Here is a 14,319-nt window from a genome sequence, read left to right as displayed (position 1 = left end):
ATGTTTGCTCTTGTACTAAACAAGAGACCCTACACATTTGATTTGTCGAAACTTTATTCAGTTTTCAAAGGTCTACTCTTAGACATGACACAAGAAATTATTATACGTGTTATCCATTAGAATGTCAATAAGTTTTTCAAACTCAATCACAAATTTCCAAAATCAACAACCTGTTAAAATAACCTCACTATGTACGTCCTATCAAGGAGAAAAAAGTAATCTATCTCCTCGACAACAATGTATATCATACCAACTATTTCATATTGCGTCAACAACTTTTTTTATTTTTATCCTCAATAGTGGAGAATCTGCATCATCCAAACCGGTAAGACAAAACACATTGAAAAAAGAAAGTAACATGGATCATAATGGGAGTGTGCCATAAGTCGGGAAAATTTGAGTACTAACTCGAAATTACGAACATAGCAGGCACTTTGCTATGAGTAATTCGAAGTTAGACGGAGAATTTTGACTTATGAAACACGTTTATACGGAATAAATAGAGAAACTGAATCAAAATTTAACTTTTGCCCCCGTCTTTCAATGTAAAACAAAAAGTTCTGACATTAACTGATTTTCATCAATATAATGTCAGAACTAATCTTAGATTATTTAATCTATTCCATAAATCAATCTTTTGCTACTTAATAACCTCTAGGCCGTTCAAATATGGACGAAGCACTTCTGGTACAGTAATTGTACCGTCCTCGTTTTGACAGTTCTCTATGATTGCTGCCACTGTTCTTCCAACGGCAAGTCCAGAACCATTCAAAGTATGCACAAATTTTAATTTGCCCTCTTCATCACGGTACTGAATATGTGCTCTTCGTGCTTGAAAATCTTCACAATTAGAGCAGCTTGAAATTTCACGATATACATGCTGTGTAGGCATCCAAACTTCAACGTCATGGGTCATAGCTGCAGAAAAGCCCATATCGCCAGTCGAAAGTGTAATAATATGGTATGGAAGTCTTAATTTGTCAAGAATATTGCCAGCATTTAAAGTCATTTTTTCCAATTCATCATAAGAGTCTTCTTGCTTACAATATTTGACCATTTCTACTTTGTTAAACTGATGCAGTCTTATCAACCCTCTCGTATCTCGACCCGCACTACCAGCTTCTGATCTGAAAGATGGTGACAGCGCTGTAAAATATACTGGCAAATCTTCATCTGGAATAACTTCATCACGATAATAGTTTGTTAAAGGAACCTCTGCCGTAGGAATTAAAGTTAGGTCCTGGCCTTCAATCTGGAAAACATCTTCTTTGAACTTAGGAAATTGGCCTGTGCCAAACATAGAAGCCCCATTTACCATATACGGCGGCAGCACTTCTGTATAACCTTCTTTAGCATGTTCATCTAACATGAAGTTATAGATAGCGCGCTCTAACTTTGCACCCCATCCTTTATAGTATAGGAAACGACTACCTGAAACTTTTGCTCCACGTTCAAAATCCAAAATTCCCAGTTTTTCTCCGATATCCCAATGCGCCCTTGGTTTAAAATCAAATTCACGAGGAGTTCCAACAACTTTAATTTCTACATTTGCCGCTTCATCCGGACCAACAGGAATAGTTGGGTTAGGCAAATTAGGTAATCTTGCTGCCATATCAAGAACTTTATCATTCACTATATTGAGCTGCCCATCGAGCTGTTTTATCTCATTGCCGACTTCTTTCATTTCGGCAATCGCAGCTGCTGCATCTTCCTTGTTTCTTTTTGCTTGAGCAATTGCTTGTGATACTTCATTTCTTTTTTGCTTAAGGCTCTCTGTCTTAACAACTAGCTCACGCCGTACCTTATCTTGTTCAAGCAACTCATCAATTATTTCAGGTTTAATATTGCGCGTTGCCAGTCTTGTCTTAACTTCGTCTTCATTAAGCCGAATCATTTTGATATCTAACATTTTTATTTCTCCTCCTATTTTTATTGAATAAAAAAAGCCTTCTCATCCCTCAATTGGGACGAAAAGACTTCATTCGCGGTACCACCCAAGTTCGACTTCAATGAAATCGCACTCAACTAGAATAACGGTCTCCCGTGCAGCATTACCTGCCCACATAACGAACGCTGGAATTTCGACTTCATGATTTGCACCAACCATCATGTCTCTGAAAGTCTACTTGAGGCGTACTCAAATGTTTTCTGATATATCATCTATCCATAATAATAGTATTTCTTCAATAAAAATGCAACTGTTAATCACTTTTTTTGCTTGCAATATCATGCGGTGTTAAATCGACTTTTTCCAATGGAATCATTTTCGTATGATACTTAATCTTATAATAGAAAAACAAAACTAGAAACAATGGGATACTCATATAGCTGACACCAATTGCCTGCCAATCCCAGTTAGCAAACGACTTTAAATCTTGTCCGATTATTACCAATACACACAGAATAAACGAAAGTATTGGGCCAAAAGGAAACCATTTCGCATGATACCTCAAATTGTCCAAAGACTTGCCTTGTGCTTTAAATGCCTTTCTAAAACGATAATGCGAAACTGCTATTCCAAGCCATGCGATGAATCCCGTTAAGCCACTCGCACTTAACAAGAATGAATATATTCTAGTACCATACACACTTGCAAAGAAAGTCAGCAACCCAACCGCAGTTGTTCCCAGCAATGCATAGAAGGGAACTCCTCGTGTATTTAACTTACTAAATATCCGTGGAGCATTACCATGATGTGCTAGTGAAAAAAGCATTCTTGTAGAGGCATACATCCCAGAATTTGCTGCGGAAATTACTGAAGTTAAAATCACCGCATTCATCACACTAGCAGCCGACGCCAATCCTGCTCTTTTAAAAACAAGTGTAAACGGACTGATTGTAATATCACTCGCACTTGAACCTAATAAATTAGAGCTTGTATACGGAATTAAACAAGCTATCACAAAAATTGAAAGAATATAGAATAACAAAATTCTCCAAAACACCTGTTTAATTGCCTTGGGGATACTCTTCTCAGGTGTCGCAGATTCACCAGCTGTAATTCCAATCAGCTCTGTCCCTTGGAATGAAAAACCTGCCACTACAAAAACACTTAATAAAGTTGGAATTCCTCCAACAAATGGCGCTTTGTGGTAAACAAAATTCTCAAGTCCTACTGCATGACCACCCATAATGCCAATTATTGTCAAAAAACCGACAAGTAAGAAAATGATAACCGTAACTACCTTGATTAGCGACATCCAATACTCAGCTTCTCCAAATGACAAAACCGAAAATGCATTAATGGCAAATATGATTACCAATGCTGCCATACTAAATATCCAGGTTGGAATATGAGGAAACCAAAACTTCATCACTAACGCAACTGTACTGACATCAACTGCAAGTGTGATTGCCCAATTGAACCAATAATTCCAACCCATTGCAAAACCAAATGCAGGATCAACAAATCTGCTGGAATATGTTGCAAAGGACCCCGTGACCGGCAAATAGGTTGCCATTTCACCTAAGCTGGTCATCAAAAAATAGACCATTATTCCAATCCCTATGTAAGCTGCTAGAGCCCCACCAGGTCCCGCAGTACTAATTGCAGAACCGCTTGCAACAAATAAACCTGTTCCAATACTTCCCCCAAGAGCAATCATTGACAAATGTCTTGTCTTTAGGGTTCGACTAACTTTTCTTGTAACTTTTTTTGCTTCCATTTTTCCTCCTAAATTTTTAAGAGGCAACCAAGCATGTACTTCAGTCAATTAACCCTTTACATATGAATAACAGTGTAGATAAAAAGGAGCTGGGTCAAAAATTAAATTTTGAGCCAACTCCTCTATTTATTACGAACAAATGTGTTTCATAAGCCAAAATTTTCATGGCTTATGTCACACTCCCATATAATTCATAAACTAATAAAAAGTCATACTCGATAGCTCTCCGCGCAAATCCGCACGACAGTCTCCAGCCTCTTAAGCTGAATCCCAACAACTAGCTGTTAAAGCAGCCAATTATTTCGGCAAAATCTCCTTTCACTGCAACTCACCAATGCCTCAACATTTCGTAGCAGCTACTAATATCATCTGCAACCTCTTTTCGATATATTTAATTATACGCTGTCGAAAATAAAAGACAACACCTGTAAATAAGTGCAATCTTTCTCAACTGCTGCTTAATGAATTTGATCATCTAAAATTTGTGTACCCAGTTCATGATTAAAACTGTAATCGACTGGAATATCGACAACAACTGGTCCTTTTGTTGCAAATGCTTTATCAAGAACCGCTTTAAGTTCGCTTGCCTTTGTAACCTTCAATCCAGTAGCGCCAAAGCTTTCAGCATACTTGGCAAAATCCACTGGTCCGAATTTTACACCAGCATCCTGTCCATACTTAAGCTCTTCTTGGAATTTGACCATATCGAAATTACCATCATTCCAAATAATATGCACAATGTTTAAGTTAAGACGAACTGCTGTTTCTAAATCTTGACTAGAAAATAAGAAGCCGCCATCACCAGAAACTGAAACAATTTGCGCATCTGGTCGAACTAAAGCTGCCGCAATTGCCCATGGTAGTGCAACGCCCAATGTCTGCATCCCATTACTGAACAATAAATGACGGGGCACATAACTTCTAAAATGGCGTGCCATCCAAATATAAAAACTCCCCACATCAACAGTGACTGTCATGTCATCTGTTATATGGCTTTGCATCTCGCGGATAACACTCAACGGATGATTTAGCACTTGCTCTTTTTCAACTGCTGGAGCTTCATCACGTTCTTCAAGTTTGACGTGTAAATCTGACAAATAGTTGCGTGATGTTTCAGGCACCTTGTATCCTTTCATGTATGGTAACAAGAAATCCAATGTTTGTTCGATGTTTCCAATCAATTCGCGTTCAGGTTGAAAATTCTTGTCTATCTGGGATTCAATCGTATCAATGACAACAATGTTCGCATCACCTGCAGCATTCCAGTTTCTTGGCTCATATTCAATTGGATCATAACCAATTGCAACAACCAGATCACTCTTCTTAAGCAAACGATCACCTGGTTGGTTGCGGAACAAACCAACACGACCAAAGAAATCACTTTCCATATCACGAGGAATAATCCCAGCTCCTTGGAATGTTTCAACAACAGGTAGATGTGTCTCCGAAATCAATGTTCGAATTGCTTTTGTTGCTTCTGGAGATGAGGCACGCATTCCAACAAGTAAAACTGGCATTTGCGCAGCCTTGATTCTTTGCGCAAGCAATGTAGATTCAACGGGACTTGCTGGCCCTAATTTTGGCGCAATTAATGGCTTAATTACTTTTGTGTTTACTTCGGCATCAACAACATCTTGCGGTACAGAAACAAATCCTGCCCCTTGTTTTCCTGCCTCTGCTTCACGATAAGCATTAGCAACGACCTCCGAGATATTGTCAGGATCTTGCACTTCAGCACTATATTTTGTAATCGGTGCAAATAAAGCAGCATTATCCATGCTTTGATGCGTCAAACGAAGCAAATCAGTTCTTTGAACTTGTCCTGAAATCGCCAGCACTGGATCTCCCTCAGCAGTTGCAGTAACAAGTCCTGTTGCAAGATTGCTTGCACCTGGTCCTGAGGTCGTCAATACAACCCCCGGTTTGCCCGTAATTCGACCGATACCTGCAGCCATAAATGCGGCATTTTGTTCATGACGGGTCAAAATCAACTTTGGCGCTCTGGGGTTGGTCGGATGTTCAAGTTTCTCAAACACACGATCAATCTTTGCGCCAGGAATACCAAATACATATTCAACGTCATGATTTGCAAGGCTGTCAATTAAAGCATCAGCACCATAATATTTTCCTTTGTCTTTCATTGTAGCAAAACTCCTTTTTAATCAACTCATACTGACTTGTCTGCATCAATTAATAAATGATGCTTGTAAATTCAAGGATTATGATAGCATTGAGAACTATCAAATACTAGCTTGTTTTTTCCTTGTGAACAAAATAATTATCACTTATGTAAGCAATTACTTGTAATTAAGGAATTCAATAAATAAAAAAAGTATGCTTTGTTAAAGGGGTAACTTTACAAAAAAAGAGCTTATATACCAATTTTTCAGTACTTAATATTTTTCAATAGTTCTGCCATTTCTTGTTTTTTCGTCACATCAGGATCGTTCCAGTCAACCAACTTAACTTGTCGGTTACCAAAAGTTTCTAGGATGATATCATGGACAGTTTTTTCACTTAAATATTCACACCATCGTTTATCAGCTTCTTGAAAAAGTTCACCAATTACATGTGTTGCTTCATGCGATATTGGCAAAAAGTCTTTGAATACTAAGTCAAGAAAGCCTAAGTCAGGATATGTTTTTATATCCCCCTCAGTCGCATTCACAATCTGCAGAAAGGTTATCTCTTTGGGATCTTTCGCCAAAGAAAATCCACCGCTATTGCCTGAAACAGATGTTATTAAACCCGCAACTACTAATTTGCGCATTATTTTTTGCAAATAGGTTTGTGAGCCTTTTATCCTTTCGTGAATTATCTGTGACGACAGCGGGACATCTCTTTTTTGAGTTGCTAAAAGTGCAATAATACATGCTGCCTGCTCAAAGCCTTTGGTTAACTGCATATTCAATTCCTCCTTTTTTCAAGAATTTTTTCATAGGCTATTACTTTGTTTTTCATAAGTTGTGCTTCAAAATACGGAACCTCAATAACTGAAGAAACCGTAAATCCTGCTTTTTCCAGTACACGTTGTGATGCAACATTCTCGATGGTCACATACGCCTCAATTACAGCTATCATCTTTTTATTATTCTTAATCCACTCGACTAATAACTGCATCGCTTCAGCCATATAACCCTTATTCCAATACTTATTATTGAGAGCATATCCCACTGCCACTCGCTTTACGGTCTGTTCCACAAAAGCAAGTTCCTGTTCATACAAACAAATATTTCCAATCACTTTCCCATTTGGCAGAGTTATTACCCATGCCAATTCGGTATCAAGCTCTGTGTAGAAATCCTTAGCCGCTGAGTACGTGCCACTCTGAATAAAACCGGCCGCTTGTGCAACCTCTTTTTGAGAGCTATATTCATATAAATCACCGACATCACCAAGCTGGACATGCCGCAATCGTATTTTATTTCCCCTAATCATTGTTAATTCCCCAATACTGGATATAGTCTATCTATTACTTCTTATTAAAAGTATAACTCATATCGCGCTTTGATTGGGGTAAAATCAGCAGCAAAAACAGCAAAAAATCTCCAAATCCAAAGAAAAATTTTATAAGTATCAAAATTCCCGGTAAACTGCAATCATGAAGCCTTCTTATCTGGGCAGTTGTAATTGAAACATAGATCAAAGTCATCCAAATGCCTATCGCAATTTGTTCTGTCAAATCTATAGCCGCAGGGTCAAATTTATTTACAATTACAAGCACTTCTCCTAATATCATGCCAAATATTAATGATAGTGCAAAAATTCCCACAATTGACCACCAAAAATCAGCTCTTCCCATTCTTTTTTGCAACACAAGCATATCCTTAAGCATCAGTCTTGTAGAAACAAAAATTCCGGGGTTTTTATTTTCATTCAGTAACAGCTTTTTTACCTGTGTTTCCTTCGCATTTTTCTTTTCTTCTTCAATATCTATTTTTTCAGCAGTCATAGGATTTTCTGTGAAGCCTTTTACATCGATAAAAGACTGGTCTTTCCCACAGTACGAACAGTAATTCGCATTAATTGGAATCTTCTTCTTACAAAATTTACATTTTTTTGCTTCAAATTCCGCTTCAAAAACTTCTTGTTGCACTCCACAATGACTACAATAACGCTCATTTTTCTTGATACCATATCCACAACGTTGACATTTCATTAATTAAGCCACCTTGTCCCTTCACTAAATATAACAATTAATTCAGCTGTTTTACTATTTTTTATTTTATACTATTATACAGTATTTATTTCTGATATTTTTTGATACTACTAAAAATACATCGCTTTTAGCAAAAAAGCGCATTATTTATACATAATGTTCCTTTCAAAAGTCCAGCATAAATTGATAAAAGCCAAAATTTAATCTTTGACCCAGCTCTGGCGCTATACAACTTCTTGTTACAGTTGGCTTACAACCTGACTTATCGCTTTCTTAATTGGTCATAAGTATTATTCTCTGTTAAAATTGGAACTGTTGATTCATCAGAGGAGATGAAATATTGTGGGCACAGAGCCAGAATTGAAACGTTCAGAAGTAAAGAAAAGAAAAGATCAGGCTGCTAAACCGCGGAAGCATAAATATTTCACGGCATTTTTATGTGTGTTCGTTGTGCTACTTGGAATCTTCTTTCTATATCTTGGTCGTATCTATAACACTGCTCAGAAAATGACAACCAAAATATACAGTTCAAGCAATATAACAAAGGCTCGTAATACTCAAAATTTACTAAAAGCAGGCAAGCCCATTTCTATCTTACTGATGGGTACCGATACAGGTGCTGTTGGGCGAAGCTTTAAAGGTCGAACTGATACCATGATTGTCCTAACATTAAATCCGCAAAAAAAGAAAATGACGATTGTTAGTCTTCCACGTGATGCTCTTGTTGCAGTAACTGGGTACAAAAAATATTACCCCAGCAAACTAAATTCGGCATATGATTACGGTGGCTCGGGGACAGCGATTAAAACCATTCAAAATTACTTGAATATTCCAATTGATTTTTATGCAACAATCAACATGGGTGGACTTGAAAATATGGTTAACGCTGTTGGTGGTGTCACCATTAAGCCTCTTCTAACTTTTTCGTATGGCGGACATTCATTCGTTAAAAACAAAGAAACTCAGATGAATGGCAGTACAGCTCTTGCATACGTTAGAATGCGTCATTCCGATCCATTAGGAGATTATGGGCGTCAGCAAAGGCAGCGTCAAGTCCTAGCAGAAGTTGTTCAGAATGGAACAAAATTAAAGTCCCTTTTGACTGAAAGCTTCTTCAAAGAAATTAAAAAACAGCTAAAAACAGATATTACTTTCAATGATATGCTGTTATTGGCATTGAAATACCGTGGCACCACACATAATATGATTTCAGATCATTTACAAGGTTCCGCTGATTTAATATCAGGGATATCTTTTGAAGCAGTCCCAGCAACAGAAAAGCAGCGAATTACAAACCTAGTCCGTTCTTCATTAAATCTTGAAACTGCAACAACTGGTAATACTTTATTAAACTCAAGTAGCATCAATACAACTGAAAAGTAAGCTGCAACTGCATACACAGTTAATGACTTGATGCCCCTACGTAGGAAGAACAAATGCAGCATAAGACTGTAAAACTTGAGTACCAATATAAAACTAAGAATCTCACGTGTACCTTTACTATGAATAATTTGGAGTTGTCCAGAGAATTTTTACTTAAGAAAAAACAAGAGGTCAGATCAAAATTTATTTGATCCAACCTCTTGTTTTTTAATTTAACGCTGTATTCCTAAACTTGTTCGAACTTCTTTTGCCGGAGCTCAATGATTGAGTCACATTTTTGCGCGACATCAAACTCATGAGTTACGATGACCACACATTTATTTTGTTCATGTGCAATTTGTTGAAACAGTTCCAACACATCCTCTGTACTGCTTTCATCAAGGTTCCCTGTTGGCTCGTCTGCCACTACAAATCTTGAATCACAACACATTGTCCGTGCAATTGCCACTCTTTGCTGTTGTCCACCAGATAATTTTGTTACTTTTCTTTTTGCATTATCTTCATCAATCCCAATTCTATCCAATAATTCCAAAGCGTATTTTCTGTCACCTGCATGCTTTGCACCAGTAATCGCCATTGCACATAATAAATTATCAAGTGCTGACATGTATGTCAACAAGTTATATGACTGAAAGACCATTGAGACACATTTTTTTCGATAATTCATCAAACCTATCTTCTTCAACGGTTCGTCTTCAAATTCAATTGAACCGCTTTTGGGAGTGTCTAGACCAGCTATCAATGATAAGAATGTTGTTTTACCAGAACCGCTCTTACCGATTATTGCGTACAACTTCCCAGCGTCGAATTGTAAATTAATGTCTTCGAAAAGCTTCTCATCAGCATTATCATACCAGTATGCCAGATTTTTTGTTGTAATCATATTCTACCTCCTATAGTATCAAAATTTTCTTCGGTTCTAATCGCAAGACATTAACGGTTCCAGCCAAAATAGCAATTAAAATAATTATCAATCCAAAGCCAAACAATTCAAAGATCGACATCAGATCGACTGACACCTCTAAATTGGATAAACTACTGCTCTGTTGATTTCCAGTACTTTGCCCTTGCTGTGATGCACCTCCACCGCTTGGCATTCCACCTTGAGTTGGTGCGCCACCTTGACTTTGACCGCTGCTAACCGTCATTGTACTTGTAGTAGAAGATGTCGATTGTGAGACAAGTTCTTTTGACATATAATTTCCGACAAATCCTCCACCAATTACCGCAATAATTGTTGAGAAGATCAAAACAACAAACATTTCTGTGAAGAATTGAGAAATGACCTTCCATCTCTTCTCACCCATTGAAAGCAAAACTCCGATTTCGTATCTTCTTTCACGAATCATTAAGATCACAATTAAGGCAAGAATAATTGTCCCTGCAATACTTACTAACCAGACAATCTTATTAGCAAATGATTTAACGTTATTCAACGGTGTCAGCAATGACTGATAAGTGCTGTCATCAGTTGTCAAAGAGAACTTGCTTGTACTAATTTGTTTCTTAGCCTGTTTAATGAATGTGCTTGCCTTTGCAGGATTATTCATGGTAAAAGTTACTGATTCTGCTTTGCCAGTTGTTCCCTTAACTTTATTGACATACTGTGCAGATGTGTAGATTGTATTGCCTGGATCAGATTGTCCCATTCCACCAGAACTTGCAGTATTAGATGCCTTATATATCCCAACAACTTTCAAAGTCCGAACTGTATCATCTGTGTCCTTAACCTTGATTGTAGAACCAACTTTTAAGCTGTTATCCTTTGCGAGTTCCTTTTCAATAACAACATTATTAGTATTGGCATCACTAGTTGTTAATCCCCGTCCAGAAACTAACTTAGCACTACTGCTTGATAAGACGGTTGAAGTACTCGAGACCCCAGAAAGTGTAATATCACCGCTGGAACTCTGCGAATTATTACTTCCACCCATTGATGGTCCTGATTGACTACTACTTGAAGATGTCTTGATTGCAGTAAAGGATTTGGCATCCACCGTCGTACTATTTGTAATATTGTAACTCTTAACATAGCTAGACTTAGCTATCTTCTTGGCTGTAGCAATGCTAACGCTTGGTAAACTCAGCGTTGTCGCCTTAGATTTGCTCTTTCTAGTATTCTTAAAAGCTTGTTCTCTGTTAGCGGTCAATGTAACCGTAGCATTAGAACTTTCTTTTGCTGTTGCGATTGCGCTCTTCGCTGCATTCTGAATGATAATTCCAGATAGTACAAATAATAGTATTGCTGACATTACTAAAAGAAGTAATATTGATCTACCTTTCTTCTCCTTAATATTGAGAAAAGCTCTCTTGATAAAATTCATTCTTTCGCCTCCATATTTAAAGTGCCGAAATACAACCGATTTTTTGCGCCAGCTTCCTCCATTTTTTATCTCATAATTTCTAGCGCGTCTCAGAAGCTGTTCTTCTGCTGCACTTCATTAATACTAATTGTAAGTTGTGAATAAATTTAGAATATTTTCCGACAAAAGATTCTATTAAATTCGTAATTATCGTGAACTTGTTTTCTCAAAACAAAAAGGACTCAATTTGTTATCGCTCCAAACTGAATCCTCGCAAATTAACATCTAATGCTTGATGATAATTCTAAAATAGGTTCTAGCTACCAATTCTGAAACAAAAAAGCCCATCGCAATTGCACCGGCAATCATCGCAACCTGTACTAAATTGCTGATTGCTGCCAGATCATTCCCAATAGCAAAGTTACGCACTGCCTTATACGCCTGCCCACCAGGGACCAATGGAACAAGACTCGGAATGTTGAATAAAATCATTGGCATTTTTAACCTGCGCGCCATAAAAATTGAGCTTAGGCCAATTGCTAATGCAGCCACCGCATTAGCTAGCATCGTACCACCGTCAGCAGCCTTAACTACCAAATACATTACCCATCCCAGCACACCGACCCAACCACACGAATTAAGTGCCTTATGTGGAATATTAACAATAATGCCAAAACCAATTGTTGCTAAATAACTGCAAATTATCTGTATTATTATCATCCTCTTACGCCCTTCATAAAAAGCGGAAAACAAAAGCAATGCCCATGCCAATTGCACAAGCACTCAACAATGCCTCCATTGCACGAGCCATTCCACTAAGAAAATGACCAGCGAATACATCACGAACAGCGTTAGTAATTGGTACTCCAGGCACCAGCGGCATTACCCCGCCAATGGTAATCATACCAATCTGTGTCCCCCACTGTAACCGCACAAACAACACAGCTATAACTCCAATGAGAAAAGACGCCAAGAATTCACTAACAAATCTGATATTAAGCCGATTATTAATCAAATAATAGCAACTATACCCAAATCCGCCTGCAAATGCAGTTGCAATCATATCATGCCAAGACCCGCCATACATTATCATCAAAGTCACACTTACAACCACAGCCGCAATCAACTGTAGCCAAAAAGAAAAAAAAGGGGTCGAAATATTCAGCTTCACCAAGTTATTGCGAAATTCTTCTAATGAAATTTGCCCATCTTGAAATGCTCTTGAGTTCTGATTAACCAATGAAACTTTCTCTAAATCAATTGTCCTTTTTTGAATAGGTTCAACTTGTGCGGAAGATTGCTCTGGAATTGACATTAAAATTCCAGTGGTCGTTTCAAAAATCTTTGGATTATCAATGCCAGCGTTCCGTGCAATTCGTGTTAATGTATCATCAACACGAGCCATATCAGCACCATTTTCAATCATAATCTTTCCCGCCATTAAAATTGTTTCAATAATAAGATCGTTTTTAGTCACAAACTCCACAACCTTTTTGAAAAATTATCTAACATTGTTAGGAAAATTGCAATTATTTTTTTAAATTAAAATAAGTTATTATTAAGCTGATAATCGTAAATAACAATACCAATAAAACTATCACCTCAAACAATACTTCATACGAAAACATCTCAACTACCACACCGCCTAACAATGGCCCGACTGCATGACCAGTTGAAGCAGCAATACTAACAAATCCCTGATACTTTCCCCGTTCAGAATTACTGCTCAAATTTGCTACAATCGCTGGAATGACTGGGAATGCAATTACCTCACCAAACGTTACTATTATCATTGACATCATAAAGTGCATATAGTCCTTTGCAAAAATCAAAGATGCAAAAGCAATTACAAACATCACGTAGCCTACATATACTTTTTTAAAATCATTTATTCCATATCTTTTATCAAGGAAACTGATAATTGGTTGCCCGATTACCACGATTACTCCATTGATTGTCCATAAATAACTGTACTTATTTAATCCAATTCCTAATGACTGCATATAGACAGAAAGATTTGACTGCCACTGTGCATATCCAACCTGAATCATCAGATATGTCAATAATATTCCACCAATTATAAGAATACTATTGGTGGACGTTTTTTGAAGCAACTCTTTTTTTAGATGGTTCGTATTTTTCTCAATTTGAATGTTTTCAAATACATATTTTGTCAAAGCAATTATAAAAAAGATTACGTACAACAAAAACGTAACAACAAAAATATACCTAATATTTATTTTGACAATAAAACCCACAATTAATGTTCCTAAGACAACCCCTATATTTGCCATAAAATACATCATATTGAATACGTAGCTGGCTTCATGGTTCTTAATAGACGCAGCCAAAGCATTAATAATTGTATTTGCAATCGCCCCAGTAAAACCATTAATAATCAATAGTATCGGATATGCTGGCCACTTATTAAAGAAGACCAATAATAATAGTGCAATAATCGAAACCATGATCGAACATAGCATCCAAAAGCGACCATTGCCATGGTCATATATATATCCACCAATATAACTTCCGCCAATCATAATCAGCGATTCTACAAATAAAACTATCCCTGCAAGTGCTAGAGATTTTCCTAAATAATCATGCATATATACGGTTGTGAGCGGCCAAATAAAACTCATTCCAGTACTCGAAATCAAGTTTCCTATTAGCAGCCATCTTAATTTTAAACTTTTCATCTCTCTCCTAACAAAAAAGGTTCACCATAAATCAATAAGAAGCTAGTTCAAAATTGAATTTTGAACTGACAAAAAAAGAGTGTGTCATAAGTCGGAAAAATTTGAGTATC

General features: G+C 37.2%; 13 protein-coding genes and 1 riboswitch. Of the genes, 1 reads left to right on the top strand and 12 read right to left on the bottom strand.

Going from position 1 to position 14,319, the window contains the following annotated elements:
• Positions 1–640 precede the first annotated feature (640 nt).
• The 7 genes from serS to ABF682_RS02775 all read right to left on the bottom strand — a co-directional run bounded on the left by serS (position 641) and on the right by ABF682_RS02775 (position 7,824).
• Positions 641–1,909, bottom strand: coding sequence for a serine--tRNA ligase (gene serS / locus ABF682_RS02805; protein ID WP_415618956.1), 1,269 nt, complete (start codon positions 1,907–1,909; stop codon positions 641–643).
• A 69-nt stretch (positions 1,910–1,978) separates the two neighbouring features.
• A complete protein-coding gene (locus ABF682_RS02800; protein WP_415618955.1) occupies positions 1,979–2,110 on the bottom strand; it encodes a hypothetical protein in 132 nt (43 codons plus the stop codon).
• Positions 2,111–2,201: 91 nt separating this feature from the next.
• Positions 2,202–3,665, bottom strand: a complete 1,464-nt coding sequence (locus ABF682_RS02795) for an amino acid permease (protein WP_289981706.1) — start codon at positions 3,663–3,665, stop codon at positions 2,202–2,204.
• Positions 3,666–3,876: 211 nt separating this feature from the next.
• A riboswitch (Lysine riboswitch) is annotated at positions 3,877–4,054 on the bottom strand.
• Between the two features lie 69 nt (positions 4,055–4,123).
• Positions 4,124–5,806, bottom strand: a complete 1,683-nt coding sequence (gene alsS / locus ABF682_RS02790; protein ID WP_289981701.1) for an acetolactate synthase AlsS — start codon at positions 5,804–5,806, stop codon at positions 4,124–4,126.
• Between the two features lie 245 nt (positions 5,807–6,051).
• Positions 6,052–6,570, bottom strand: a complete 519-nt coding sequence (locus ABF682_RS02785; protein ID WP_289981686.1) for an Rrf2 family transcriptional regulator — start codon at positions 6,568–6,570, stop codon at positions 6,052–6,054.
• 2 nt (positions 6,571–6,572) lie between these two features.
• Positions 6,573–7,103, bottom strand: coding sequence for a GNAT family N-acetyltransferase (locus tag ABF682_RS02780; RefSeq protein WP_289981680.1), 531 nt, complete (start codon positions 7,101–7,103; stop codon positions 6,573–6,575).
• Between the two features lie 34 nt (positions 7,104–7,137).
• Positions 7,138–7,824 carry a DUF805 domain-containing protein gene (locus ABF682_RS02775; protein ID WP_415618954.1) on the bottom strand — a complete coding sequence of 229 codons (687 nt, stop codon included), beginning with the start codon at positions 7,822–7,824 and terminating at the stop codon, positions 7,138–7,140.
• A gap of 342 nt (positions 7,825–8,166) precedes the next feature.
• Between ABF682_RS02775 and ABF682_RS02770 the strand changes: the two genes are divergently transcribed.
• The gene (locus ABF682_RS02770) at positions 8,167–9,207 is read left to right on the top strand and encodes an LCP family protein (RefSeq protein ID WP_415618953.1); all 1,041 of its coding nucleotides are present in this window, start codon (positions 8,167–8,169) and stop codon (positions 9,205–9,207) included.
• Between the two features lie 226 nt (positions 9,208–9,433).
• Here ABF682_RS02770 and ABF682_RS02765 read toward each other — a convergent pair whose 3' ends face one another.
• The 5 genes from ABF682_RS02765 to ABF682_RS02745 form a co-directional block, all read right to left on the bottom strand.
• Positions 9,434–10,090, bottom strand: coding sequence for an ABC transporter ATP-binding protein (locus ABF682_RS02765; protein WP_289981114.1), 657 nt, complete (start codon positions 10,088–10,090; stop codon positions 9,434–9,436).
• 10 nt (positions 10,091–10,100) lie between these two features.
• A complete protein-coding gene (locus ABF682_RS02760) occupies positions 10,101–11,531 on the bottom strand; it encodes an ABC transporter permease (RefSeq protein WP_289981115.1) in 1,431 nt (476 codons plus the stop codon).
• A 264-nt stretch (positions 11,532–11,795) separates the two neighbouring features.
• Positions 11,796–12,230, bottom strand: a complete 435-nt coding sequence (locus ABF682_RS02755) for a threonine/serine exporter family protein (protein ID WP_289981117.1) — start codon at positions 12,228–12,230, stop codon at positions 11,796–11,798.
• Between the two features lie 13 nt (positions 12,231–12,243).
• A complete protein-coding gene (locus ABF682_RS02750; RefSeq protein WP_289981118.1) occupies positions 12,244–12,987 on the bottom strand; it encodes a threonine/serine exporter family protein in 744 nt (247 codons plus the stop codon).
• 52 nt (positions 12,988–13,039) lie between these two features.
• Positions 13,040–14,209 carry an MDR family MFS transporter gene (locus ABF682_RS02745; RefSeq protein ID WP_415618952.1) on the bottom strand — a complete coding sequence of 390 codons (1,170 nt, stop codon included), beginning with the start codon at positions 14,207–14,209 and terminating at the stop codon, positions 13,040–13,042.
• Positions 14,210–14,319: the final 110 nt, after the last annotated feature.

Origin of the sequence: Liquorilactobacillus sp., from assembly GCF_047719775.1 — a bacterium.
Lineage (GTDB): Bacteria > Bacillota > Bacilli > Lactobacillales > Lactobacillaceae > Liquorilactobacillus.
This window is presented reverse-complemented; position numbering and strand designations above follow the sequence as displayed.